Origin of the sequence: Paenibacillus beijingensis (assembly GCF_000961095.1) — a bacterium.
In the GTDB taxonomy this organism is placed as follows: Bacteria; Bacillota; Bacilli; order Paenibacillales; family Paenibacillaceae; genus Paenibacillus_O; species Paenibacillus_O beijingensis.
In genome coordinates this window covers 1692875-1716701 of the sequence record NZ_CP011058.1, presented here as the reverse complement: position 1 = coordinate 1716701, position 23827 = coordinate 1692875, and the positions used below count along the sequence as shown (strand labels likewise).

23 protein-coding genes are annotated in these 23827 nt (G+C 56.6%); 7 read left to right on the top strand and 16 right to left on the bottom strand.

Annotation, left to right across the window (positions count from 1 at the left end; translation table 11 throughout):
- Positions 1–85: 85 nt before the first annotated feature.
- On the top strand, positions 86–1378 hold the full coding sequence (locus VN24_RS07745) for a voltage-gated chloride channel family protein (protein ID WP_045669921.1): 1293 nt from the start codon (positions 86–88) through the stop codon (positions 1376–1378).
- 149 nt (positions 1379–1527) lie between these two features.
- Here VN24_RS07745 and VN24_RS07740 read toward each other — a convergent pair whose 3' ends face one another.
- Together VN24_RS07740 and VN24_RS07735 are read right to left on the bottom strand one after the other, a co-directional pair.
- Positions 1528–2727: a peptidylprolyl isomerase gene (locus VN24_RS07740; protein WP_045669920.1), complete on the bottom strand. Its 1200-nt coding sequence runs from the start codon at positions 2725–2727 to the stop codon at positions 1528–1530.
- A gap of 126 nt (positions 2728–2853) precedes the next feature.
- The gene (locus tag VN24_RS07735; protein ID WP_045669919.1) at positions 2854–3702 is read right to left on the bottom strand and encodes an alpha/beta hydrolase; all 849 of its coding nucleotides are present in this window, start codon (positions 3700–3702) and stop codon (positions 2854–2856) included.
- A 195-nt stretch (positions 3703–3897) separates the two neighbouring features.
- Here VN24_RS07735 and VN24_RS07730 point away from each other — a divergent pair, with 195 nt between their 5' ends.
- Both VN24_RS07730 and VN24_RS07725 read left to right on the top strand, forming a co-directional pair.
- Positions 3898–4986, top strand: a complete 1089-nt coding sequence (locus tag VN24_RS07730) for a D-alanyl-D-alanine carboxypeptidase family protein (protein WP_052702842.1) — start codon at positions 3898–3900, stop codon at positions 4984–4986.
- 197 nt (positions 4987–5183) lie between these two features.
- Positions 5184–5384, top strand: a complete 201-nt coding sequence (locus tag VN24_RS07725; RefSeq protein WP_045669918.1) for a cold-shock protein — start codon at positions 5184–5186, stop codon at positions 5382–5384.
- A 565-nt stretch (positions 5385–5949) separates the two neighbouring features.
- Here the strand turns inward: VN24_RS07725 and VN24_RS07720 are convergent.
- Both VN24_RS07720 and VN24_RS07715 read right to left on the bottom strand, forming a co-directional pair.
- The gene (locus VN24_RS07720) at positions 5950–6825 is read right to left on the bottom strand and encodes an SDR family oxidoreductase (protein ID WP_193790103.1); all 876 of its coding nucleotides are present in this window, start codon (positions 6823–6825) and stop codon (positions 5950–5952) included.
- A gap of 222 nt (positions 6826–7047) precedes the next feature.
- Positions 7048–7938, bottom strand: a complete 891-nt coding sequence (locus tag VN24_RS07715) for an aldose epimerase family protein (protein WP_045669916.1) — start codon at positions 7936–7938, stop codon at positions 7048–7050.
- Between the two features lie 318 nt (positions 7939–8256).
- On the opposite strand from VN24_RS07715, the gene mgrA reads away from it, so the two are divergent.
- On the top strand, positions 8257–9255 hold the full coding sequence (mgrA, locus tag VN24_RS07710) for an L-glyceraldehyde 3-phosphate reductase (protein ID WP_045669915.1): 999 nt from the start codon (positions 8257–8259) through the stop codon (positions 9253–9255).
- Between the two features lie 558 nt (positions 9256–9813).
- On the opposite strand, the gene VN24_RS07705 is transcribed toward mgrA, so the two are convergent.
- The 8 genes from VN24_RS07705 to VN24_RS07670 all read right to left on the bottom strand — a co-directional run bounded on the left by VN24_RS07705 (position 9814) and on the right by VN24_RS07670 (position 18281).
- Positions 9814–11082 (bottom strand): amidohydrolase family protein, encoded by a 1269-nt coding sequence (locus VN24_RS07705; RefSeq protein ID WP_045669914.1) that lies wholly within the window; start codon positions 11080–11082, stop codon positions 9814–9816.
- Between the two features lie 18 nt (positions 11083–11100).
- Positions 11101–11799, bottom strand: coding sequence for an NAD(P)H-dependent oxidoreductase (locus VN24_RS07700; protein ID WP_045669913.1), 699 nt, complete (start codon positions 11797–11799; stop codon positions 11101–11103).
- 76 nt (positions 11800–11875) lie between these two features.
- Positions 11876–12970 (bottom strand): ABC transporter substrate-binding protein, encoded by a 1095-nt coding sequence (locus VN24_RS07695; protein WP_045669912.1) that lies wholly within the window; start codon positions 12968–12970, stop codon positions 11876–11878.
- An 81-nt stretch (positions 12971–13051) separates the two neighbouring features.
- Entirely contained in the window at positions 13052–14392 is a 1341-nt protein-coding gene (locus tag VN24_RS07690) for an amidohydrolase family protein (protein WP_045669911.1), read from the bottom strand.
- A 31-nt stretch (positions 14393–14423) separates the two neighbouring features.
- Positions 14424–15296 carry an ABC transporter permease gene (locus VN24_RS07685; RefSeq protein WP_082083665.1) on the bottom strand — a complete coding sequence of 291 codons (873 nt, stop codon included), beginning with the start codon at positions 15294–15296 and terminating at the stop codon, positions 14424–14426.
- A complete protein-coding gene (locus tag VN24_RS07680) occupies positions 15293–16648 on the bottom strand; it encodes an FAD-binding oxidoreductase (RefSeq protein WP_045669910.1) in 1356 nt (451 codons plus the stop codon). The genes VN24_RS07685 and VN24_RS07680 overlap by 4 nt, the downstream gene beginning before the upstream one ends.
- A 33-nt stretch (positions 16649–16681) precedes the next feature.
- Positions 16682–17455, bottom strand: a complete 774-nt coding sequence (locus VN24_RS07675) for an ABC transporter ATP-binding protein (RefSeq protein ID WP_045669909.1) — start codon at positions 17453–17455, stop codon at positions 16682–16684.
- A 22-nt stretch (positions 17456–17477) separates the two neighbouring features.
- Positions 17478–18281: a creatininase family protein gene (locus tag VN24_RS07670; protein WP_045669908.1), complete on the bottom strand. Its 804-nt coding sequence runs from the start codon at positions 18279–18281 to the stop codon at positions 17478–17480.
- A gap of 272 nt (positions 18282–18553) precedes the next feature.
- Here VN24_RS07670 and VN24_RS07665 point away from each other — a divergent pair, with 272 nt between their 5' ends.
- Complete coding sequence (locus VN24_RS07665) at positions 18554–19330, top strand: DeoR/GlpR family DNA-binding transcription regulator (RefSeq protein WP_045669907.1); 777 nt, start codon at positions 18554–18556, stop codon at positions 19328–19330.
- 132 nt (positions 19331–19462) lie between these two features.
- Here the strand turns inward: VN24_RS07665 and VN24_RS07660 are convergent, their stop codons facing one another.
- Both VN24_RS07660 and VN24_RS07655 read right to left on the bottom strand, forming a co-directional pair.
- Entirely contained in the window at positions 19463–19681 is a 219-nt protein-coding gene (locus tag VN24_RS07660) for a hypothetical protein (RefSeq protein WP_045669906.1), read from the bottom strand.
- A gap of 249 nt (positions 19682–19930) precedes the next feature.
- Positions 19931–20119, bottom strand: a complete 189-nt coding sequence (locus tag VN24_RS07655; RefSeq protein ID WP_045669905.1) for a hypothetical protein — start codon at positions 20117–20119, stop codon at positions 19931–19933.
- Positions 20120–20265: 146 nt separating this feature from the next.
- Between VN24_RS07655 and VN24_RS07650 the strand changes: the two genes are divergently transcribed.
- On the top strand, positions 20266–21165 hold the full coding sequence (locus VN24_RS07650) for a serine/threonine protein kinase (RefSeq protein WP_045669904.1): 900 nt from the start codon (positions 20266–20268) through the stop codon (positions 21163–21165).
- On the opposite strand, the gene VN24_RS07645 is transcribed toward VN24_RS07650, so the two are convergent.
- Entirely contained in the window at positions 21129–21449 is a 321-nt protein-coding gene (locus VN24_RS07645; protein ID WP_045669903.1) for a hypothetical protein, read from the bottom strand. The two genes, VN24_RS07650 and VN24_RS07645, sit on opposite strands and share 37 nt — an antisense overlap.
- 232 nt (positions 21450–21681) lie before the next feature.
- Between VN24_RS07645 and VN24_RS07640 the strand changes: the two genes are divergently transcribed.
- Entirely contained in the window at positions 21682–23256 is a 1575-nt protein-coding gene (locus tag VN24_RS07640; RefSeq protein ID WP_052702841.1) for an ATP-binding protein, read from the top strand.
- A 41-nt stretch (positions 23257–23297) separates the two neighbouring features.
- On the opposite strand, the gene VN24_RS07635 is transcribed toward VN24_RS07640, so the two are convergent.
- The gene (locus tag VN24_RS07635) at positions 23298–23732 is read right to left on the bottom strand and encodes a universal stress protein (RefSeq protein WP_045669902.1); all 435 of its coding nucleotides are present in this window, start codon (positions 23730–23732) and stop codon (positions 23298–23300) included.
- Positions 23733–23827 lie beyond the last annotated feature (95 nt).

Below are 23827 nucleotides of genomic sequence, written 5' to 3'. Positions count from 1 at the left end.
ATAACGCCGGGCTGCGGCCGTTGACTCCCGCCGGCGCATGCGTCTGGCAGAAGTTTGTGCTTACGATGAGAAGGAGCGGGAAGGAATGAAGGATGGGGGCAAGCCGGTCTATGTGACGCTGCCGGCTGCATTTGTGAAATGGATCGTGCTCGGCGGAGCGGTGGGCCTGCTTGCAGGCTCCGCGTCCGCCTTGTTTTTGGCGGGACTGGACTGGGCGACCGGCGCGCGGGTCAATCATCCGTGGCTGCTGTATTTGCTTCCGATTGCCGGAGCGGCGGTAAGCTGGCTGTACGCCAAGTTCGGCGGCAATTCGGGTAAAGGCAACAATCTCATATTGGAGCAAATTCATGATGGCGGGGAAACGATTCCGCTGCGGATGGCGCCCTTCACGCTTGCGGGCACGATCGCGACCCATCTGTTCGGCGGGTCCGCCGGACGCGAAGGGACTGCGGTGCAGATGGGCGGGGCGCTGTCCGACGGGCTGGCGCGCTTGATCCGCGCGGATGCGTACGACCGCCGGCTGCTGCTCATGTGCGGCGTCAGCGGCGGGTTCGGCGCGGTGTTCGGCACGCCGCTGGCGGGGGCGGTGTTCGGCCTTGAAGTGGCGGCGATCGGCATACTCCGCTACGAAGCGCTTATCCCGTGTCTCAGCGCCGGGTTAATAGGCGATTGGACGACGAGAGCGTGGGGAATCGGCCACTCCGCATACAGCATAGGAGCCGTTCCCGCATTGTCGGCCGCCGTTATTGCCAAAGTGGCGGCGGCATCGATTCTATTCGGCTTGACCAGCCGGCTGTTCAGCGAGCTGACGCATGCGCTGAAGCGTGCTTACGCCGCTGCCGTGCCCAATCCGGCGCTGCGCGGCTTTGCCGGCGGCGTTCTCATCATCGGACTCGTGGCGCTGCTCGGAACGCGGGACTACATCGGATTGAGCCTGCCGCTGCTGGAGGAAGCGTTCCGCCAAGCGGCCGATCCGCTTGCGTTTCTGTGGAAAACGATCGCAACGTCGCTGACGCTCGGTGCCGGCTTTCAGGGCGGAGAAGTGACGCCGCTGTTCGTGATCGGAGCGACGCTCGGCAGCGCGCTTGCGCCGCTGCTGCAACTGTCCGTTCCGTTCATGGCGGCGCTTGGCTTGATCGGCGTCTTCTGCGGCGCCGCGAACACGCCGATCGCCTGCTTTATTCTCGGGCTGGAGCTGTTCGGCGCCGAAGGCGCGATCCCGCTTTTTATCGTCTGCTCGGTCAGCTACCTGTTCTCCGGCCACAGCGGCATTTACACGTCGCAGCGCATCGCTTCCGGCAAATACCGGGCGTTTGGGCAGCACGAGGGACTGACAGGGCTGACGCTTGCCCAAATCCGGCGGAAGAAACGCGAATAAGGGTATCGACACTTCGGCTGCTTATTCACCGTGCTTCAAGGAAAGAAGAAAAAAACCGCCGGATCGCTCCGGCGGTTTGTCCGGCGGCGCCTGTATCGGCGCCGCTATTCTTTTTCATAAACGTGATGCTTACTTTCCTTACAGGGGAATTACTTCGTACCTTCGGCTTCCGGAGCCGCCGGCGCACCGGTATCGGTTGATCCCGGAGCGGCCGCGCCTTCATCCGCATTGTCCAAGGTGTTCGTAATGGTTGCTTTGGATTTGAGATCGGCCATCCACGAAGCGGACATCGATTGAATCGCCTGATCCTGGAGTGTCTTCTTGATCGTTTCTTTTTGTTCGTCCAGCGTCGCCGTGTGGGCCTCTTTATGCCCGGTTACTTTAATGATGTGGTAACCGAACGAAGACTTCACAGGCTCTGAGCTGGTTTCGCCCACTTTCAGCTTGAAGGCTGCTTCTTCAAATGCGGGGTCCATCGCTCCTTTGCCGAAATAGCCGAGAGCGCCGCCGTTATCTTTGGAGCCCGGATCGGTCGATTTCTCTTTGGCAATGGCGGCGAAGTCGGCACCGCCGTTCAGCTGCTTGATGATCGCGTCGGCTTCCTGCTCGGTGGCCACCAGAATATGCGATGCTTCAACCTGCTCCGCCGTATTGAACGACTGTTTGTTTTCCTCGAAATACTGCTTGATTTGCTCGTCCGTCACATTTGTTTTCGGCAGCAAAATTTTGCGGATTTGAACCTGCGCCTTCATCTGGCTTTTCAGATCGTCCAGCGTCATGCCGTATTGCTGCAGCGCCGCGTTGAATTGCTCTTCGGTGCCGAACTGTTTTTTAATTTCCTGCAGCTCGCTGTCCAGATCGGCTTGCGTTACCGTAACGTTCTGTTTCTTCGCTTCCTGATCTACCAGCTTCTCGGTAATCAATGAATCAAGCGTGTTTTTGCCGCCGGATTTGACAAGCGAATCATATAATTGATCCTGTGTAATCTTCTCGCCGTTGACCGTTGCAACGGTTTCATTCCCGCTTCCGCCGAACGGCGGCTTGATCAGAACGACGACAAGCAGAATTGCAAGCACGAGTGAAACGATCATCCAGCCGAGAGAAGCACCGGATTTTTTCGGTGCGCGTTCGCGCTCCTCTTCCGCTGCTGCGCCCGAAACGGCGCTTCCGAGCGGAGACAGGGCCGACGCTTCAGCCGTCTCTTCCAGCTCGCGGTCTTCGTCGCCATTCCGCGCCGCGGACGGCTTCTCACCACTTTCCAAAGCCGTTTCCGGCGTTTGCGCCGCAACTTCTTCCTCTGTTGCATTACGCTGATTCTCGTCTTGTGGATTGAAATCTTTCTCTTTCATTCCTTGCATAACTCCCTTCAGTCTAAGATGCATGTTTTAACAGCAGCCCTGAGTGCAACTATAACAGAGAACAACCGCCTAAACCTTAAGAAGAGATAAAAAAGGACTGGTTATATCATCCATCTGTTATAGGTTTTCCGCAAAAAAGCGTACCGATACGTTCAGCGCTTCCTCCAGCGCGGGCGTCGTTCCTGCGAACGGATGAACGGCGCCGAACGTATGCGCGGCGCCCTCGATCAGATGATGGCGGGCGGCGGGGGCCGCTTCCCGCAGCGCCCCGAAGCCGGTGACGATGCGCTCGCTGTCCGCGCTGCCTAGCACAAGCAGAACGGGAATCCGCTCTGTCAGCCGGGAAAGCCGCTGCGCAATATTGAACCGTTCCCCCTGGGACTTCAAATCCTCGAAAAAAACGTGCGAGATCGGCATTTGCTGGCCTGTCCGGGCATTGGGGGTATAAGCGACGCCTTTGCTTGCCGCTTCCGCCTCAAACGATGCGTCGAACAGATTGGCGCGCGCGACGCCGTTCCAGGTCACGACCGCTTTCACCGCCGGATGCTCCGCGGCGAACAGAATAGCGTTTCCGCCGCCGCGGCTGTGGCCGAGCACCGCGACCGTGCGGGCGTCGGCCTCGCTTGCGAGCGGCAGCTGCCGCTGCTGGACAGCGTGCAGGACGGCTGCCAGATCCCCCTGTTCGCGGGAGTAGGTATTGACCGCGAATTTGTCCAGCTCGTCAAAATCGGTCTCGTTCACGCCGTTGCAGCTGAAATTGAACGTAACGGTATAAAAACCGCTGGCCGCAAACCGTTCCGCGATATAAGGGAAGAAGCCCCAATCTTTGAACGCTTTAAATCCGTGCGCGATCAGCAGGACCGGCTTCAGCCCGGGCAATCCGGCGCATCTTACTTCTCCCCGTACTTTGAGTCCGCTGCCGAGATCAATGACAAACGGCTCCGTTACAATCGTACGTTCTTCCATAGCATACCCTCCCCATATTAAACCAATCTTACTTTCAAGCATAAGCTTCCCGGTCGCCCGCTTCAAGTGAACCTTGTCTCTTTGGGTCCGCACGCGATATGATGGTACGGGTTAAGGCGCAACTTATCGGCCGTTATGATCGTTTTGTATCGTATAACAATCGGTTAGCAGTATGGACTTGAAAGGAGCGGCATGATGAAAAAAACGACTTTTTCCGCGCTGATCGTAATGGCAATCATCGCGGTTGGCCTTTTCGCGTGGATGAAGAGCGGCGGGGCGATATTCTTGGAAGGGACTGCGGATCGGCATAATCCGGATACTTCCGCTGCCAGCGGAGGACAATCCGTGAGCGGTGGGGAGAACGGAAAGGGCGGCAGCAGCGGCACATCTGCGGGCAACGGCGCATCCGCGGGCGGAAGTTCGCAAGCGGACGCCAAGGACGGCACGGCTCCTGCGCCGGGCACAGAAACCGCGCCGGGGACAAAGCCGGCTGAGGGCTCTGACCCGGCATCAAGCACGCCACCCGCAGCGGGCGGCGACGGGAGCGGTTCGGAAGGCAATGGAAGCCGGCCGGACGGAAGCAAAGACGATGGCAGCTCCGGTTCCGGGGCGGACAAAGGGGACACAGCCGGCGGAACATCAAGCGGCAGCGACGGCGAGGCGGAGCAGGTCGTAGCGAACGCGGAGAGCGAATCCGTGCTTGTCAACAAAACGTACCGGCTGCCCAAAGGGTATGTGCCGGACGATCTCGTCTATCCCGATATTCCGTTCACCTTTACGGAAAAGATCGATAAGCGCAAGCTGCGCAAGGAAGCGGCTGCGGCGCTGGAGGAGCTTGTCGCCGGGGCCAAGGCGGACGGGGTAGCGCTGGCGGGCGTATCCGGCTACCGCTCGGAAGCCCGGCAGAAGACGCTGTTTGACAACTATGCGAAGAAGGACGGCATCGAAGCGGCGAACCGGTACAGCGCCAAGCCGGGGTACAGCGAGCATCAGACGGGTCTGGCGATCGATATGGCCGGCAGCGACGGCAAATGCGCCGCAGAGCAGTGCTTCAGCGACACCGAGGCTGCGAAGTGGCTGGCGAAGCATGCGCAGGAATACGGCTTTATCATCCGTTACCCTGAAGGCAAAGAAAAGATTACCGGATACATGTACGAATCGTGGCATATTCGCTATGTCGGCAAAAAGATCGCGCAGGAAATTTACGATAAAGGCATTACGCTGGAGGAATACTTTGGAGATGCCGTTCCGGTCATCGGCGCAGCGGATCAGAAAAAGCAGTAGCGGAACTGGAAAGAACAGAAAATTTTACCTTTCTATCCAGTCCAGGTTGCAAATGGTTATCGGTTGTGGTAGGATAACTACATATTGATTATTTTGAAACCTGATTCACGTGCTGGGGGTTCAAGATGTCCCTTAGTGTGTGGATCTTTTTTTCGGTATAAAATGATCAAAATTGCGGGAAAAGGAGGGCATACTCCATGCAAACTGGTACTGTAAAATGGTTTAACGCGGAGAAAGGCTTTGGTTTTATCGAAGTTGAAGGCGGAAGCGACGTGTTCGTGCATTTCAGCGCGATTACGGGCGAAGGCTTCAAGACGCTTGACGAAGGACAACAAGTTCAATTCAACGTTGTTCAAGGCAACCGTGGACCGCAAGCCGAGAACGTTGTTAAGCTGTAAGCGATAGCGCCAATAGCTTAAACAGACAAGAACGCTCCCTGAAGACGGAACGCAAGTTCCGCTGAAAAGGAGCGTTTTTTATTTTGCTCTTAGCTAGAACATGCAGCTGCCGGCGATGCCGGCCGTTCCGGCGATGCGGGCGATCCGGTGATCCGGAGGCAGCCGCGTTTTATTGCTATCCATACGGGGTATGAGGTTGACAGCCATCACGCGCCGTCGCACCTTGCGCGGCGAACTGCGCGAGGTGCCGAAAGTATCAACAGAGCAGGCAACGTTTCGAAAAAGAAAGAGGCTGTTTCATAACTGTTTGCATGAACGAGCAAGACCCAAATAGGAGGCAATAGGACCTCCCGCTCCGTTGACAGCGCGGATTCCGAACGAACGCATGTATTTCAAAAATTCCCCCTTCGTGCAGAGCGATTGCAGCGTTTGAAAACAAGTCCCGATCCGATAGCGGGAGGGGATGCAATGGAGCTGCGAGTGTACCATAGCCCAAATTGCGAAGGCTTCCACTGAAAAACGAACGAACCGGCCAAGGATGCCCCTTGATCGGTTCGTTGTCCGTTTACCCGTTCACGACATCGCCGCCGTTGACATGGATCGTTTGTCCCGACACGTACGAGGAGTCGGAGGAAGCCAAGTAGACGTAGGCGGGCGCCAGCTCATGCGGCTGTCCGGCCCGTTTCATCGGCGTGTCGGCTCCGAACTGGGACACCTGCTGCGCGTCGAATGTAGAGGGGATGAGCGGCGTCCAGATCGGACCCGGCGCAACGGCGTTGACGCGGATGCCGCGTTCGGACAGATGGTTCGACAGCGCCCGCGTAAACGTGACAATCGCTCCTTTGGTGGAGGAGTAGTCGATCAGCATCGGGTTTCCTTTATAAGCGGTGATCGAAGCGGTATTTACGATCGCGGCGCCCGGCTTCAAGTGAGGCAAGCCCGCTTTAACCATATGAAACATCGAAAAAATATTGGTACGGAACGTTTGCGTCAGCTGCTCTTCCGTAATATCTTCGAATCGTTGCTGCGGATGCTGTTCCGCGGCATTGTTGACGATAATGTCGAGCTGCCCGAGCTGCCGGACGGTTTGCTCCACCGCCTGCGCGCAAAATGCGGCATCGCCGACATCGCCCGGAATAAGCATACAGGTGCGGCCAAGCTTATCGATGACCCGCTTCGTTTCCTCGGCATCGGATTGTTCGCTTAGGTAGACGATGGCGACATCGGCGCCTTCTTTCGCGAAAGCGACGGCTACAGCTCTGCCGATCCCACTGTCGCCTCCCGTCACAATCGCTTTCTTGCCTGCCAATTTGCCGCCGGGGCGATAATCCGGCGAATCGTAGACGGGAAGCGGGTTCATCTCCGATTCAATTCCCGGCTGCTTGTTTTGATGCTGCGGCGGGAATGTGGTTTTGGCCGGGGCCGTTTGCGAATTAGACATGATCGTTACCTCCTTCGATTAACCTGCCTTTCATGCGGCAGAATGGACTGTAACGGCAATCGTGCCGTTCTTTGAGGCCATTACCCTATTTTGGAACGGCTGAACCGATTTCATACGTGCCAAACGGATGTCCACCGTGAACGCCAAAAAACCCCCTTTCAAAGATGCGCAAGGCATCGTGAAAAAGGGGGGCGTTGGAGCAAGGAGCAGCTTTTTAGCGGCTTAGTTTGTTTTGGCGGCGGAGCGGGGCTCGCACGAGAAGGTCAGCTCGGCCTCTACGGCGTCTCCCGGCTCAACGAAGACCAGCTCGTCCCGGCGGTTCAGCTCGCCGGTCAGCGCCATCCAAGGCTCGACGCACACAAACGGCTTGCCGTCGACGGACCAGAGCACGACCGTTTTGAACAGGTCGCTGTACTTCATGCGGACGTTGACGGCGTCCGACAGCTCAAACGAAATTTCGGGCTTGACGGGATCCAGCAGTGCGGCAGACTCCTTCATGCCTTCCAAATTCAAAGCGCCCTCGTATTTTTTTTCGATCATGTCGTTGTAATCCAAGTAACGCGTGGCGTCCGTCTTGTATGCGATGTTCTTCTCATTGGTGGCGAAGTACGGATGAAACCCTGGATACATCGGCATCGGGGTATCCGAAAGATTCCGGTACTGCTGCTCGATGAGAAGTTCCCCGCCGCGCAGCGTGTACGTAAAGAGCAGTTCGAAATCGAACGGGAACTGTTCCTTCGTTTTCGCGCTGCTGGTCAGCTTCAGCGTAACTGAAGCCCGTCCGTCGAATGACGTTTCGACAATTTCCCACGGCTCGGTGCGCGCAACACCATGATTTTTCATCGTATATGTAGTGCCGTTCCATTCATACTGCCCGTCTTCGAGCTGACCGCTGATCGGGAACAGCACGGGATTGCCGCCCCTGATATTCGCTTCGGGATCGAGAAACGTTTCCTTGTCCAGGTAGAACAGTTCATATCCGTTCAACCGGCACTGGATGGCGATTCCGCCTCTTTCGGGACAAATCGTTACGCTGGAGCGGCTGTCCTCTTCCACTAATTCGACCATCGTATATTGTTCTTTGTATATGGCAACCCGGTAATTGGTGCTCATCGTTTCACTCCCTCTGTCGGATCCGGAGGATCAAACTTTTTTTATCAGCATATCACAGACGGCACCGCTTCAAAAGTTACGGATCCAATTTTTAAACTCTTTATTTGGGCCGTATGTTAATAGAGCCTCGGAAAAGAGCCGTTTTTGCAGGACAAAAGCGCTGCCGGCCGTTAATATTAATTTTTCATGAGCGCTCTCACGCCGCCGGTAAAGAATAAGAAAGCGCTGTTACTTCTATGGACAGTACGTTACAATAAAGAGACCGCAATCATCCGGCGGTGCAGATCTTCCACTACATACGAGGAGGAATTGTCATTCATGTCTTACCAGGCGTTAAACGAACGTTATGAGCAAATGACTTACAACCGCACCGGACGCAGCGGCCTGAAGCTCCCGGCTGTATCGCTGGGGCTGTGGCACAATTTCGGCGGCAATGACCGCTATGAGAACGGAAGGGCGATGGTGCGCCGTGCCTTCGACCTCGGCATTACCCATTTTGATCTGGCGAACAATTACGGTCCGCCGGCAGGATCGGCGGAAGAGAATTTCGGCCGCATTCTGAAAGCGGATTTCGCGGCCTACCGCGATGAAATGATCATTTCGACCAAAGCCGGCTATTATATGTGGCCGGGTCCTTACGGCGAATGGGGCTCGCGCAAATATATGCTGTCCAGTCTGGATCAAAGCCTGAAGCGGCTCGGTTTGGAATACGTCGATATTTTTTATTCCCACCGTCCGGATCCGGACACGCCGCTCGAGGAAACGATGATGGCGCTCGATTACGCCGTCCGGTCGGGGAAAGCGCTTTATGCGGGCATCTCCAGCTACAGCGCGGAGCAGACCCGCCAGGCGTCAGTCATTTTGAAGCGGCTCGGAACGCCGTGCCTCATCCACCAGCCTTCCTATTCGATGTTCAACCGCTGGATCGAGGACGGATTGCAGGATGTGCTGGATGAGGAAGGGATCGGTTCGATCGTTTTCTCGCCGCTTGCAGGGGGAATGCTGTCCGACCGTTATTTGGAAGGCATTCCGGCCGATTCGCGTGCGGCCGGCCCAAGCGTGTTCTTAAGCGGCAATCAAATTACCGAGGCGAAGCTGGCCAAGATCCGCTCGCTGAACGATATCGCCCGCGAGCGCGGCCAGTCGCTTGCCCAAATGGCGCTTGCGTGGGTGCTGCGCGGCGGGCGGGTGACGTCGGCGCTGATCGGGGCAAGCCGCGTTTCCCAAATCGAAGACAATGTCGCAGCTTTGGACAATCTTACGTTCACCGACGAAGAGCTGATCCGGATCGAAACCGTGCTGGCGCAGCCGGAGTAAGCGAGTGCAAGCCTGAGTGCAAGCCTGAGTGCAAGCCTGAGTGCAAGCCTGACGGCAAACCTGACGACAAACAAACCCGGCCAACGTGCGGCCGGGTTTGTTTGTCGTGCGCAGTCGTACGCAAGTCGTGCGCAAGTAGATCGCTCCGAAAAACCTTCCGATGATCTAACGGAAATCAGTGCTCTTATTTTGCATTTATGAGCCCATTTGGATAGCTAACGGAACTCACAGCACTTAATCTCTTTAAAATGGGTTACGTTCAGACCGACTAACAGAAATAAGGTCCGATACTTCCGTTAGATTTACAAATCGAACAAAATGAGCTGAATAACGTCCACTGCTTCCGTTAGCATCCAAGAACAACCCGTAACCGTAACGGTTTTTCGGGATCGTTCTACTAGTCAAGCGCTAATCGTGTGTTAGTCATGAGCTAAACGTGCGCTAATCGTGAGCTAGTCATGAGCTAAACGAGAGCGAAACGGGTGCTAGCCATGCGTTAATCGCGCTAGTCGTGCTCTTGGCAGTACAGCGTGCGGACGGGTGCGATACCCGTGTTCATCAGCCGCCAACAATTTTCGTTACGGCGGGCAGCGTCTCTGCGATGACGCGTCCGCTGCGAACGACATAACGGGGAGAGGGGCGATTGCGGATCAAGTCGCCCGCATCTTCCGCGTCGAAGAGCAGGAACGAAGCGGGAGCTCCTTCCACAAACGCTCCGCCCGAAAATCCGTAAGCGTTCCCCAGGTTCATCGCCGCCGCACCGCCCGCCGTGATCATGCCGATCAGCTCCTGCAGCTCGCTGCGTCCGCTCATATGAGCCAGGTGCGCGGCCATGTGGGCGGCATCAAGCGGATTGCCCGTTCCGAGCGGATAGAACGGCGTGCGGATGTCGTCGTGGGCCAAGGCGACGTTGACGCCTGTGCGCACAAACTCCTTGATGCGCGTAATGCCTCTTCCTTTCGGATAAGCGTCGTAACGGCCCTGCATGACGCTGTTGATGAGCGGACAAGCGACGATCGAGAGGCCGGACTGCTTGACGAGCCCGACAATTTTTTGAAAATACGGTTCGTTATAATAAGCCGCGGCGTTTGCGTGGGCCGCCGTTACCCGCGACAACAGGCCGGTTTCGATCGCCAGAGAAGCGCATACCTCGAGGAAGCGGGAAGCTTCGTCGTCCGTCTCGTCGCAGAACACATGAACGTAAGCTTGCTGCCGCTGCGCAAGCCGGAACGCTTTCTGCAGGGACAAGACGCCGTCTTCGCGGGTGCGCTCCAGATGCGGGACGGCGGAAACTCCGTCCGCTCCCATGCGAAGCGCTTCTTCCATCCGCTGTTCGTTATCCGGGCACGATACGATTCCGTCCTGGGGAAAGGCCGTCACCTGGATGTCGATCTGCTCGCGGTAACGCTCTTTGAGCTCCAGCACCGCTTCCAGCGCGGTCAGCTTCGGGTCGCCGATGTCGACCATCGAGCGAAGGTGGAGGACGCCGTACCCGATATACATTCGGATGGTCCGCTCCGCCCTGGCGATCACGTCCTCCTTCGTGAGGGCCGCTTTGCGCGCGGTCCAGATGGAGATCCCCTCCGCAAGCGTCCCGCTCTCATTCCAGACGGGATTGCCGGCTGTAAGCGTCGTATCGAGGTGGACATGCGGTTCCGTGAAGGGCGGAAGCAGCAGCATTCCCTCCGCGTCGATGACAGCTTCGGCTTCGGCCGCCGCTAACTGGCCGATCGCGGCGAAACGTCCGTCGCGGATGCCGAGGTCGAGCCTCCCGCCGCTGCCTGCCAATCGGGCATTTCGGATTATCAATTCATATGTGTTCGTCATCGTTTATCCCCGCTGAGCTTATTTAATTCCTTTGGTTGCCTCGGCAAATCGGGCTACTCTTGCGCCCAGTCTGCCGGCCATGAGCAATTCCCGTTCGTCCGGCGTCCGCGAGCTGTCCGGACCGGCCAGCGTCGAAGGTCCGTATGGCGAGCCTCCGATTGCGTCCGCCGTCAAATACTCCGGATTCTGCGAGTAAGGAAGACCGACGTAAATCAACCCGAAATGAAGCAGCGGCACAATTGAAGTCAGAATGGTCGCTTCGTGGCCGGTATGAATCGATCCCGCGCTCGTCATGACTCCCGTCGGCTTGCCTTCCAATTCTCCGCCGGCGCACAAGCTTCCCGACATATCGAGAAACGACTTGACCTGAGCCGGCATCGAGCCGTAATAAGTCGGAAATCCCCATACGATACCGTCCGCCCAGCGCAGATCGTCCGCGGTTGCCTCCGGCACGCCTTTCTGCTCCTCCTGGGACGCCTCGTACTTGCTCCATCTGGCTCCGATGCGGAACGTGCCGGACAGAGAATCATCATCATCGCGCCGCTGTCTGCGGCTGGGGTGATCCAGCAATGCCGTTATATTGTCGGGGGAGCGAAATTCCGGAATACGCACAATCCTTGTCGTATGCCCGTCTTCACTAGCCCCCTTCGCAGCCGCTTCCGCCATGCGGTGAATATGCCCATATGCGCTGAAATAAACGACCAGCAATTTAGCCATCCGGATTCCTCCCATCCTTGAAAAATGAGGAGACCGCGGCGCGATCGCACGCAGCCCCCTCTGTTTTTGCCGGCCTTTACGATTTGGCAGGAAGGAAATCGTTTGTGAATACGCTGCTGATTGGGTCGGCTTTTTTCAGCATGCCGATATCCACCAGCTGCTTCTGCAGGCTTTCCCAAATTTCCGGCGTCATGTAGCCGACACCGTTCGCTTCCGCGTCTCCGCCGTAAATGAGCGGCTCCTGGGCTTTGGCGCCGTACGCCATCGATTCCAGCTTCAGGTCGGGGTTTTTCTCCTGCATCACTTTATTGATTTCTTCGGTGTTGTCCTTGTAGTACATCCAGCCTTTAATGGAAGCTTCGACGTAGGCTTTGACAATGTCGGCGTGATTCTTGATGTAATCTTCCGTCGTGTACAAAATGTTGCCGTACTGCTTATAGCCGAGATCGTAGTTGAGGAAATATTCGACCTCCACGCCTTGCTGCTGCATCGTGAACGGCTCGGACGTGACGTAAATTTGCGTTGCCGATTCCGGATCGGCGACGAAGTTGGCCAGAGATCCGGTGTATTTCAACTCTTGGACGCTGTCGAGCTTGTACGCTTTTTTCAAATATTCCCAGTATGCGGATCCGCTGCCTACATAAACTTTTTTGCCGTTAAGCTCGGAGAGATCCTTGTACTTTCCTTTATGGAACATAATGCCTTGCGGGTTCTTTTGGAAGATGGCCGCAATCGCCACGAGCGGAATGCCGTTCTGCCGTGCCAGTAAAATTTCGTCCGCGGAACCCATTCCGAACTCGGCTTTGCCCGAAGCGACGATCTGTGTCGAAGAAATGCCCGGACCGCCCGACTGCAGTGTCATGTCAAGACCTGCTTCTTTGTAGAACCCTTTGGAAACCGCCGCGTACTGTCCGCCATGCTCCGGCTCCGCGAACCAGTTGGTCACCTGGGTAACGGCCGTCAGCTTGGTCTCGGTAGTCGTTGTGGAGTCGGAAGAGGATGGTGCGGCCGGTTCGGTTGTCGTGCTTGAAGATTCGCTTGTCGATCCGCCGTTTGTGGATGCGGAGTTGTTGCCGCCGGAACCGCATGCGGAGATACTCAGAACGACGGCCAGCATAACCGATAGCGCACCTAATTTGTACCTCTTGCCGGACAAATCTTTCGTAAGCATGTTTCTTCCTCCCTTATCCTATAAGAATCTATTTGTGCATCCGCTTCTGTGCGGATAGTCACCATGAGGAGACCGGTCACGTTAACGGGAGCCGCCGGCTAGCGCCGACCATTGCGGATCGATTCCTTGCTTCTTCAATTCGGAAGCGTAGATCCAGCGCGACTTGTTGTACACCCAGCGTGTGGCAGGCAATTCCTGGAACAGCTCCTCCGCCGACAGGGCATCGATGACGACGAAGCTTGCCGGGTTACCGGCTGCGACTCCATAGCTCTGAAGACCGGCAATGGCTGCCGGAACGTGCGTCAGCATCCGCAGCACGTGACCGATGTCCTCTTCGCGTGCCAGATGCGCCGCATAGGCGGTCATCAGGCCGATCTGCAGCATATCGCCGCGGCCGAACGGATGGAACGGATCCTGGATGTTGTCGGAAGCGGCTGCGACGGGAACGCCGGCTTCCGACAGTTCCCGCACCCGGGTGACGCCGCGTCTGACGTTGCCCTTATCTCCCCGTCCTTGCAGATATAGATTGACCGCGGGAAGCGTAACCGCCCCAACCCCGGCTTCCGCCATCTTGGCGATCAGACGGTCGGCCTCGTTCTGATCCATCGCCGACAGCGAGCACAGATGCCCGGCTGTCGCCTTTCCGGCGTAACCGTTTTGAAGCACATGGTCGCAATAGGTGTCAATCGTCTTCACAGAGGGATCGTCGGACTCGTCGCTGTGCAGATCGATCGGCCTGTCGAACGCAAGGGCCAGCTGGAACGCCCATTCGATATTCGCTATTGGATCGGCTGACAGATGAGGGGCTCCGCCGACGCCGTCGATGCCCATTCTCAGCGTTTCGGATGCGAATTCGGACAGCTCGCGTTCTATCCCGGGTTCGTAGAAATACATCGGGAAGTACTGGATGTCGATGAAGCCGCTCACGAGCTCCCGAGCTTCCAAAGCCGCTTCGATCGTACGGAAAGCGATGTCCCGGCCGAGGTGAATCGGAACGTCCAGATGGCTGCGCAATGTCGCCGATCCGAAGGACGCCGCCTGAAGCGCCGTCTTGACGATACGGCTCCGGATCGTTTCTTTGCTGAACGACGGCGCGACCGACCGGTAGTTCTCGATCGCCTCCAGCAGCGTTCCGGACCGGTTGCGGACATGGGAGATCGAGTACGCTTTGTCCAGGTGCATATGAACGTCCACAAAGCCCGGAAGCAGCACCCGTCCTTGCAGGTCGATCTCTCGGGATACGCCAAGCCGCTCGGGGCCGATCGCGGAGATCGGCGCGTGCCTCTCCGATACGACCGGACCTGCCTGAGGCTCCACCGAAGCCCACTTTCCGTCCTTGATCGTCAGTTTGTACAATCCGCCGCCGTCCGCAAGCGGCAATCTTGCGTTAACGGCTTCCATATTCGCCGATGGCTCCGGCATGGCCGTCACCTTCCTTCCGCTTCTAATTTCATTAACCTTCCGAGGAGTTCATCTCGGATTCGTGCCAGGAGCTGAGCAGCCATTTGGAGAGGCCGTTCACGATCAGGAAGAAGGCGATCCCGAGCAGGGATGCCGAAAGGCCGCAGGCGAACAGATAAGCGGTTTGGAGACGGGAAGCGGCAACGGTAATCGCATAGCCGAGACCGCCTTTGCCTCCGCCGATGCCTGCGATATATTCGCCTACGATGGCGCCGATAACGGCGAGCGTACAGGAGATTTTGAGACCTGCGGCGATGTAGGGAAGAGCGGCCGGTATCCGCAAGCGGAACATCGTTTGCAGGGGTGAAGCGTTGTACAGGTAGAAAAGATTTTTCATGTTGTGGTCGGCAGAATTAAGGCCGATCAGCGTATTGGACAGCATCGGGAAAAAACCGATCAGGAAGGCGATCGTGACGATGGCGTTTATTCCGGCCCCGAACCATATGACGATGATGGGGGCGACGGCGACGATCGGAATCGTCTGAAGTATGATGGCGTACGGGTAAATGCTCTTCTCGATGAGCTTGGAGCTGGCCAGAATGATGGCGAAACCGACCCCGAGCACGATGCTGATCAGAAATCCGAGCACCGATTCGATCATGGTCGTGTACACGGAAACCCATAAATTCGCGGCGTTCTCCGACGCGGCTCTGACGATATCGGACGGCTTGGGCAGCAAATACGGCTTCATTCCGGCGAGCCGGCAGAACAGCTCCCACCCGCCGATGAACACGACGAACGCCGAAACGGGCGGCAGCTTGCTGACCCAAAATGCTCTCCCTTTCGAGGACGATCTTCCCGGCGCCGAAGCCGATTTGCGGGGGTGAACGCCTGCGGTCGCCTTTTCGGATATCGTATCCTTCATGGTTCATCGCTCCTTATCGGTTCTGTTACCGGAGTATTCAGCTTGCCCGGGTTAAGAAGCCCCCGCGGATCGTTGGACCGTTTGGCCGCGAGCATCGCCTCCAGCTGTCCGCGCCCTCCCATCTCGAGCATCCACGTATGGGGATCGTTGATGCTGACGCCGATCGAACGGAAATAGCCGATAATCTCGTACAGACGCTCATGAGTCGTATAGCGGACGATCGGAAGCGCTGCGGGCACGACGACGCCGCCCGAACGCATAAATTCCAAATGCATCAGCACTTCGTCGCCGAATTTTTCCTTGATTTGGCCGATTTGCCCGAGGAAGTCGACCGGATGAAACCCGGCTTGCAAATAGGTGAGCGAAGGGTCTGTCTTCAAAGCCCATAAAGTGGTATGGTTCCACGTAAAGTCGGACAGCCCGATCGTTTTGCGGTATTGTTCGTAAGGAATGACGTAACCGATCCGGCCGTTAAACGATGCGGCATGGGCGGCAAGCGCGTCCTCGGTCCCTTCTTCGGTTTCGAGCAGGCATGCGCTTGCGCCGGACTCCAGCTGTTTGACGATCGGTTTGAAAAAGGAAGGGATCGGCCATTCGACCGGTGCGACCAGCCGTTTGCGGATGGAGTCGTCGGTCGCTACCGCATGGGAGAAGCGGCAAGCCGATTCGAAATCGTCGAATTGCGCGACGGTCTGTCTCCAGGGGACGCTGGAAGAGACCGGAATGGTCAGCTCCGTCAGAACGCCGTTCGTGCCGTAATTATGAATGTAAGCGATGAGCTCCGGCCCGCGTACGACGAGCCTGCGGGGCGTCTCCTCCAGTGTGTACACGACGGCCTCCAGCACGTTGCCGTCCCACAGATTGCCCCATGTAATCGAGCCGATCCCTCCGGAGCCGCCGCAAACGAATCCGCCGACCGTCGCCTTCATGAACGTGCTGGGATAAATCCGCAGCTCGCTTCCTTGCCCCCGCAGCAGCTTCTCCAGCGCCCCGAGCCGGACGCCGGCCTGAACGCGGGCGTACGCATCCGTCACTTCCAGCACCTTGTCCATCCGGCTTAGATCCAGCACGATGCCGCCCTCGAGCGGAACCGCCTGTCCGTAATTGCCCGTTCCCGCTCCCCGGGTCGTGACCGGAATATTGCTGCGGTAAGCGGCGGCAAGCACCTGTGCGACCTGCTCTTCCGACTCCGCCAGTACGATTCCGTCCGCCCGTTTGTCGCGCAGCAGCGGCTCCAGCACCGGCGAGTACCAGTAATAATCTTTGGACAGCTTATCCCGCTGATCGGGGCTTAGGAGCAGATGCTCCTCCCCGACGACGTCCAGCATTTCTTTCGTCCAGTCAACCGTCATTAGCGAATCAACCTCCCAGCTTCATTCGGCGTTTCAATGCTTCAGCGCTTCCGATACGGAGCGGACAATTTGCCCGAATTCCGGTGTGGTGCGGAACGTTTCGTCGCGGGGAAAAGGCACCGGGACGTCGATCATCGCGGCCACCTTTCCCGGCCGGGGCGTCATGACCGCGATCCGGGTGGAAAGAAACACGGCCTCGAATACGTTATGCGTGACGAACAAGATGGTCATCTCTCTGTCGCGGTGCCACAGATCGAGAAGCTCAAGCTGAAGCGTCTGCCGGGTAATTTCGTCCAGCGCTCCGAAAGGTTCGTCCATTAGAAGCAGCTTCGGCTTCGAGACGAGAGCCCGGGCGATCGAAGCCCGCATCTTCATGCCCCCTGACAGCTGCCGCGGCATCGACTTCGTATGATCCTTCAATCCGACCAGTTCCAACACGCGTTCCGCCTCTTGCCTGCGCTCCTTGCGCGAGATTCCGCGAAGCGCCAAGGGGAGCGCCACATTATCGATGACGGAGCTCCACGGCAGAAGCGTATGATCCTGGAAGACGAACGCCGTGTCGCTTTGCTTGCGGGCCTGCTTGGGAGAAGTGCCCATAACCTCGAGCGATCCTCCCGTCGGTTCGGAGAGACCGGTAATCATCTTGAAGATCGTCGATTTCCCGCAGCCCGACGGGCCGACGAAAGAGAGAAATTCGCCTTCGCGAATCGAGAGGTTGACATCCTGGACGGCGACGGTTCCGTTCGGGTACACCTTGGACAGCCTCTCCATCCGCACCCATTCTTTTGTGCTCATAGCTGCTTCCATGCGCTGACGCACCTCCGCTCTGTTATTGTTGCAGCGATCTCATATCGAACGCCGCGATTTCCATTAACGCTTCGGCAAGCAGCGGGCCTGCTTTTTCGAGCATCTCCTTGCCTCTTTCAGGGTTTGCTTTCGTTGCGTCGCCGGCGATCCCGCTGCGGGAGATGTCGCTCATGATCCAGGCGAACGATTTGGAGCGGAAAGAGAACGAGGGCGACTGAGGAAATTGCGGCATCTCGCGCAGCGCCAATTCGGGGTGGACCCAGTCCGGACAGACGGCCATCACCAGGGACGTTTCCACGTCTCCGGCATGAATGCCGCTTGCTTTCTCGTCATCGTCCGTGAATGAATCGCTGTAGCGGACCGAGCCCGGGTCAAGCCGGTAGACGGCAAGGCCGGTCGCGATGCGGATTTCTCTGGCCATCATGCCGAGAAGATCGGCGTTGCCGCCGTGGGTGTTGAAGAGCAGCAGCTTCTTGAATCCGCTGCGAGCGAGAGAGGCGGCGATATCCTGCAGGACCATCATGAGCGTCTGGGCCGACAGCGTGATCGTTCCGGGATACGCCGCGTGTTCGGTGCTTTTGCCATAATTGACGGAGGGAAGCAGCCAGATCGGAGCTTCTTCGGGAAGGTGTTCGAACGCCTGTGCCATCAACGCTTCTCCAAGCAGCGTATCCGTGTAGACGGGCATATGGGGCCCGTGCTGTTCGATGGCGCCGACAGGCAGAACGATTAAGACTTCATCTTTCGGCATCGCTTCAATTTCTTTCGTCGTCAACCGGGGCAGAAAGCGGCGATCGTAGGCATTCCCGGTATATCTGAATCCCATGAACCTCACCTCACATGAAATATATGAATGTAAAATCCGATAGCCGAACGAAGAAAAAAAGGGGGTAAACCAATGCTGTTCCTGTGTAATGAGTCACAATTTCTAACACCAAATGAACATAAAACTATCAATATGTTTTACTTATATCACACAAACGAAAGTTTGTATAGTGCGTTTTAACAAAATTATGGAATGAGTTCGTAGTGACAACGACGGCCTGGGAACGATATAATTGCAACCATACAAAGCAAGTTTCGGGGAGGAATCACCTTATGCTTACGGGGACGCGACGTCATGAAATAATGAAGCTGCTCGAACTGAAGCGCCAAGTTACGATTATTGAACTTGCGGAGAAGTTCAACGTATCGCAAATGACAATACGCCGCGATTTGGATCTGCTCCAATCCGAAGGCAAAGTCCAGCGCTCCCATGGCGGCGCGATCAAGGTCAAACGATTTATGGGCGCCAACTACGATCAGCGCGCGAATGAGCATAAAGCGGAGAAGATGGCAATCGCCAGAGAGGCGGTCAAGCATATCCAGGACGGGATGAGCGTCATTCTGGACGCCGGCACGACGGTCGCGGCCATGGTGGAGGAGCTCGAGAGGTTCAAGGGGCTGAAAATCATTACCCGCGATCTGCATACCGCGCTGCTGCTCTCGAACGAAGACCGCTTCGGCACCTTCGATGTCTACTGCACGGGGGGCAGGCTGAGCAAGTGGGCGTACAGTCTCGACGGCATTTATGCGGAGAAAATGCTTAGTTCGTTGACGGTTGACGTGGCGTTTCTGACATGCGAGGCCGTATCCCATGCCAAAGGCGCCATGGCCTGGTCGCCGATGCTCGTCGGCGCGCGCCAGACCGCCATGAACGCGGCCGCCAAAAGCGTCCTGCTTGTCGATGCCGCCAAATTCAGCTACAACTCGCTCGCGATCTTCGCCAGCCTCGATTCGTTCGACGAGATCATTACGGACAACCGGCTCGACGAATACGAAGCCGGCATTTATATCGAAGAAGGCTATCCGTTAAACGTTGTGTCCGTCTCTTGAATAGCCGGCGGTCCGGAAGCGCGATCCGGGACTGCCCGGGCATAATAAAAGAAAAAAACGCGAGGCAGCCCATGCTTCGCGTCTGTTTTCGTTTCATGTTGGCCGACCCGTTAAGCGGGGACCGTTGACGGTTTAGCCAACTTCAAGGTACAGCTTCGTTCCGTCGTTGTATTGAAAAATAGCGACATCGCGCACCATTTCCACCGACTTGATTCGCTTCCATCTTTTGCGGAACTCAAAGTCCATTTCCATCTCGTACAGTTTTTCCGGCAGCATCTTAAGCGAGCTTTCTTGTCCGGGCGTATAATAGACGGGAACGGACCGGTTTTTGAATCGGATGATGTTCATCATTGATCTTCACCTCCTGATCGGACGGTTCGGACGATCGCTTCATGCACCGAGTGAAAATTGAAAAGGATAAATAGTAGGATTAGATAGTGTATATTAAACGTTATTACGGAATATGAAAGAGACGTCAAGCAGCTGATTGCTTTGCCAACCGTTTGGTAACTGCAGCTTTTGGCAAGCGCACCGAAGTGAGACCGCCTGCAGTGGGAGGCGGTCTCACTTTGTTCTCCTATGAGCTTCGTGCAGAGTCGATTAACTGGAATAGCTGCTGCTGCTTCTGCGTTTGTAACGGGATGAACCGTAGTATCCGCTTCCTTTGCGCGGGGGCGGGTACGATCCCGGACGACGATGGTGCTTGTAATCGCTGCTGCTGTAATGGTTATGGGAATGGTGACGGCCTGTCGCGGAATGAAGAAGTTTTTTGATGAGATGTTTGAGCATCAATTCCACCTCCGTTCCTTTCGACTTTTGCTTGCTGCTTCTTTATACGTCCAAGCGGGTAATTAGTTTCACTTTTCGCGAAACGCTTTCGAAACGAATGCTGCCGGCACCCGTAAAAGAATGAAGCAAAGAACGGAGGGTATGTCATGGCTGGAATCGGGACATGGATACGGAATGTGAGGCAAACGTGGCTGGATTACCCTCTTCGGGAAGGAAAAACGATTGCGGAACGTTACCGGATTGAGCGCTTTCTGGGGATGGGCAGCTATGGACAGGCGTATGCCGCCCGCGACAGCGGCGGCCGGCAAGTGATGCTCAAGCTTAACAAGCCGAGTAAGGGCCGGTTCGGCATTCATCTGCTGCGGCGAGAGGATGAAATCATGTGCAGGCTCCTTCTGCCAGGCATTCCGCAGCGGCTCGATTATTTTCGTTGTGGACGGCGGGAAGCGCTCGTGACAGAGCTCGTGCAGGGCAACGATCTGGAGCGGCTGATCATGGACAAGGGAGAAGTATTCGGACAGCGGGAGGCGCTGGTTGTGCTGCGGCAGTTGATGCAGACGCTGAGCGGCTTGCATGAAGCCGGGTATGTACACCGGGACGTCCGGCTTCCTAACGTTATGATGGGGGCGGCGGGAATTACGTTAATTGATTTCGGGTTGGCTTGTCCGATCGGGGAGGAACGTGCGGACGACCCGGCCGCTAAGCAGGACAAGCCGGAAGATGCCGGGGGCTCGCTCAAGCAACGGATGCGAAGACCTTATCCGGCGAGCGATCTGCACGGGTCCGGACATTTGCTGCTGTTTCTTCTCTACTCCGGCTATAAGCCGCCAGAGGACGCTCCTTCCCGCAGCTGGGAGGAGGAGCTTGAGCTGTTTCCGGAGATCGCTCGGGTGATCCGGAAGCTGCTCACCGAAGATGAATCGGGGTACCGGAGCGCTGCCGAATGCGCCGTGGAGCTTGATCGACTGCTTGAAGAGCTTCCGCCGGATCAGGCTGCCGGCAGCGACAACTACGTACTGAGCAGCGTAATGACCAGCAGCTCGTAAAGCACGAGCGGAATAATCGCGTTATAAGGGCCGAAGAAAGCGCGGCTGCCGCGCGCGGTGCATTGCAAATAAATGAAGCAGCGGTCGGCGTGCAGGATGGAGCCTTCATATATATGGCCGTCCACCGTTTGCACGCGGATATGCCGGTGTTTGTGGCGCATGCAGACGTCGGCCATTTTGCTGCGGATATCCATGATCCGTCCGCCGTGGTTCTCCGCGGCTTTATACAGAACGGCCGGAAACAGTCCGTTTGCGGGGGGAGCCGGGTATTGCTGCTCAGCCATCGATCATCGTCCTCCTGTAGTCCATTTACTAGCACCATATGCGGGCATTCGCCCGGTGGTGATTGAAACGGCATTCTATCGTAAAATAGAGTAGACGATATGCGTTGTACACGAATACGAATGGTCCATATACGCCTTAGCTTATGCTTACGATGTGGTTTTGACTCCGGCAAAACCTTAGCTTATGCTTACGAAGTGGTTTTGCCTTCGGCAAAACCTTTAGGAGGATTACATGGCATTTTTCAAAGTGTTCTTCAACAATATCTGTTTGCTGATTGCGCTCGCCTATCTGTTTAATCTCGGGTACAAAACAATGTTCAGCCGCTTGAGCGACACTGCCAAAGAATATGCCGCCATCGTCATGTTCATTGCCGCCGGCTGGCTCACGATGCTGTTCGGGCTGCGTTTGTCAGACAACGCGCTGTTTGACTTGCGTTTCATCCCGCTCATTATGGCGGTGCTCGTATTTAACAGCGCCCCTACCATATTTGTTATCGGGCTCGGCATCGGGCTCGGAAGGTTGTTTTTTGGAGTGGGCGAAGCCGCGTGGGCGGGAGTGGCTAACATGGCGATACTGGGACTGGCAGGAGCGCTGCTGCACGTTGTGCTTAAAAAATCGAAATTGCGGTTTTTATGGCAGGCCGGGGCCAGCATCGCCGTGATCAACACGCTCAACTGTCTCAATATTTCGCTGCTGGGCGTCATCCCGTTTCGTTATTACTGGGAGCATATCGCAGGATTGACGCTGCTGCCGGCACTTGTGTTAAGTGCATTCTTTGTTTATATGATCCGGGATTTTCATAAGGAGCAGCTGCGCTTCGGAGAGATGAGAAATATGAATCTTATCTTGCGGCGCCAAACGAAAGCGCTGCGGGAAGCGAAGCGGGAGCTGGAAGAGAAGGCCCGGCAGCTGATGCTGGCTTCCCGCTACAAATCCGAATTTCTGGCCAACATGTCTCACGAGCTGAAGACGCCGCTTAACAGCATCCTGCTCATCTCGCAGCTCATCCGCGAGAACGAGGAGCGGGAATACGGCGAAGAAGATGTACGGCATGCCGGCATTATTTATACAGCCGGTCATGAACTGCTGCATTTGATCGAGGACATCCTCGATTTGTCGAAAGTGGAGGCGGGGAAAATGGATGTCAATCCGGAGCCGACCTCTCCCCATGAGCTGGTGCACACGATCCAATGCCAGTTCATGCCCGTCGCGGAGCGGAGCGGCGTTCAGTTCAAGGTGGCGGTCGATTCCGACGTTCCGCATACGATCGAGACGGACGCGCTGCGCGCCAGCCAAATTGTCCGCAATCTGCTCACGAACGCGTTCAAATTCACCGAGCAGGGCAGCGTCGAACTGTCGGTATTCGCCGATAAGCGGAAAGAAAAGGGGGCGCTGCCGGCGCATTCCCAGCGCGGCAAAGGACGGGGCTGGGGGCAGTTTCGCTTCCAACGAAATGAACGCCCTGTCGTAAACATCCAGCCGGTGACGGCTGCGGAACCGGAGTGGGTCGGCTTTTCGGTCAAGGATACCGGGATCGGCATCGACAAAGAGAAGCAGAGCCTCATCTTCGAAGCGTTTCAGCAGGAAGACGGCGCCGTCACCCGGAAATACGGCGGAACGGGCCTGGGCTTGTCCATCAGCCTGCAGCTTTCCAGACTGCTCGGCGGAAAGCTTGAGCTCAAGAGTGAAAAAGGAAAGGGCAGCGTCTTCACGCTGCGTCTGCCCGTGAAATACAGCGCGCCCGTCCCGCAGCTGACGGACCAAAACGGGCCGCATCATCAAAAAGAACCGGATCACGCCGGCTGATGGAAGCAAACGTTGATCCGGTTCTTTTTGCAGCGCAAGCGCTATTTCACGATCAGTACCGGCATCGGAGCATGCTGTCCCACATAATGGCTGACGCTGCCCATAAACAGCTCCTTGATCCCGTTTTTGCCGTGGCTGCCGACCACAATCAGGTCCGACCCGCGTTCGCGCGCGGTCTTCACAATCGTTTTGCCGGGATCGCCTTCAACAATGGACACATCAATCGGCGTGTCGGTGCTGGATGCGATTATGGTGCGGGCTTCCGCCGCAACCGTCTCCGCCTGCAGCTTGGTCGATTCCTGCACAGCCGATGGCATTCCCGCCACCGTATCACCGATCACGATCGGGGTAATATTATAAACATGAACGACTTCGATCAGCGATTTGCAGTAAGAAGCCAGCTCCAGAGCCGAACGCAGCGCCCGCACCGACTGCTCCGAGCCGTCATAACCGACCAAAATTTTTGTGTAGGGCATCTTTAACGCCTCCAGTAACTTCGGTAATAGTAAGGACTGACAGCCTCATCCATCTTTACCCGAAGAGCGCCCATTCAAAACGAACTGGTAGGCCG

Bases quoted from the DNA above. Each gene is read 5' to 3' on its own strand.
- VN24_RS07735 (WP_045669919.1), bottom strand. From the start codon at position 3,702: ATGGAAGAACGTACGATTGTAACGGAGCCGTTTGTCATTGATCTCGGC.
- VN24_RS07700 (WP_045669913.1), bottom strand. From the start codon at position 11,799: ATGGCTAAATTGCTGGTCGTTTATTTCAGCGCATATGGGCATATTCAC.
- mgrA (WP_045669915.1), top strand. From the start codon at position 8,257: ATGTCTTACCAGGCGTTAAACGAACGTTATGAGCAAATGACTTACAAC.
- VN24_RS07725 (WP_045669918.1), top strand. From the start codon at position 5,184: ATGCAAACTGGTACTGTAAAATGGTTTAACGCGGAGAAAGGCTTTGGT.
- VN24_RS07665 (WP_045669907.1), top strand. From the start codon at position 18,554: ATGCTTACGGGGACGCGACGTCATGAAATAATGAAGCTGCTCGAACTG.
- VN24_RS07655 (WP_045669905.1), bottom strand. From the start codon at position 20,119: ATGCTCAAACATCTCATCAAAAAACTTCTTCATTCCGCGACAGGCCGT.
- VN24_RS07695 (WP_045669912.1), bottom strand. From the start codon at position 12,970: ATGCTTACGAAAGATTTGTCCGGCAAGAGGTACAAATTAGGTGCGCTA.
- VN24_RS07660 (WP_045669906.1), bottom strand. From the start codon at position 19,681: ATGATGAACATCATCCGATTCAAAAACCGGTCCGTTCCCGTCTATTAT.
- VN24_RS07740 (WP_045669920.1), bottom strand. From the start codon at position 2,727: ATGAAAGAGAAAGATTTCAATCCACAAGACGAGAATCAGCGTAATGCA.
- VN24_RS07685 (WP_082083665.1), bottom strand. From the start codon at position 15,296: ATGAAGGATACGATATCCGAAAAGGCGACCGCAGGCGTTCACCCCCGC.
- VN24_RS07690 (WP_045669911.1), bottom strand. From the start codon at position 14,392: ATGCCGGAGCCATCGGCGAATATGGAAGCCGTTAACGCAAGATTGCCG.
- VN24_RS07675 (WP_045669909.1), bottom strand. From the start codon at position 17,455: ATGGAAGCAGCTATGAGCACAAAAGAATGGGTGCGGATGGAGAGGCTG.
- VN24_RS07705 (WP_045669914.1), bottom strand. From the start codon at position 11,082: ATGACGAACACATATGAATTGATAATCCGAAATGCCCGATTGGCAGGC.
- VN24_RS07720 (WP_193790103.1), bottom strand. From the start codon at position 6,825: ATGTCTAATTCGCAAACGGCCCCGGCCAAAACCACATTCCCGCCGCAG.
- VN24_RS07635 (WP_045669902.1), bottom strand. From the start codon at position 23,732: ATGCCCTACACAAAAATTTTGGTCGGTTATGACGGCTCGGAGCAGTCG.
- VN24_RS07645 (WP_045669903.1), bottom strand. From the start codon at position 21,449: ATGGCTGAGCAGCAATACCCGGCTCCCCCCGCAAACGGACTGTTTCCG.
- VN24_RS07745 (WP_045669921.1), top strand. From the start codon at position 86: ATGAAGGATGGGGGCAAGCCGGTCTATGTGACGCTGCCGGCTGCATTT.
- VN24_RS07715 (WP_045669916.1), bottom strand. From the start codon at position 7,938: ATGAGCACCAATTACCGGGTTGCCATATACAAAGAACAATATACGATG.
- VN24_RS07670 (WP_045669908.1), bottom strand. From the start codon at position 18,281: ATGGGATTCAGATATACCGGGAATGCCTACGATCGCCGCTTTCTGCCC.
- VN24_RS07650 (WP_045669904.1), top strand. From the start codon at position 20,266: ATGGCTGGAATCGGGACATGGATACGGAATGTGAGGCAAACGTGGCTG.
- VN24_RS07680 (WP_045669910.1), bottom strand. From the start codon at position 16,648: ATGACGGTTGACTGGACGAAAGAAATGCTGGACGTCGTCGGGGAGGAG.
- VN24_RS07730 (WP_052702842.1), top strand. From the start codon at position 3,898: ATGAAAAAAACGACTTTTTCCGCGCTGATCGTAATGGCAATCATCGCG.
- VN24_RS07640 (WP_052702841.1), top strand. From the start codon at position 21,682: ATGGCATTTTTCAAAGTGTTCTTCAACAATATCTGTTTGCTGATTGCG.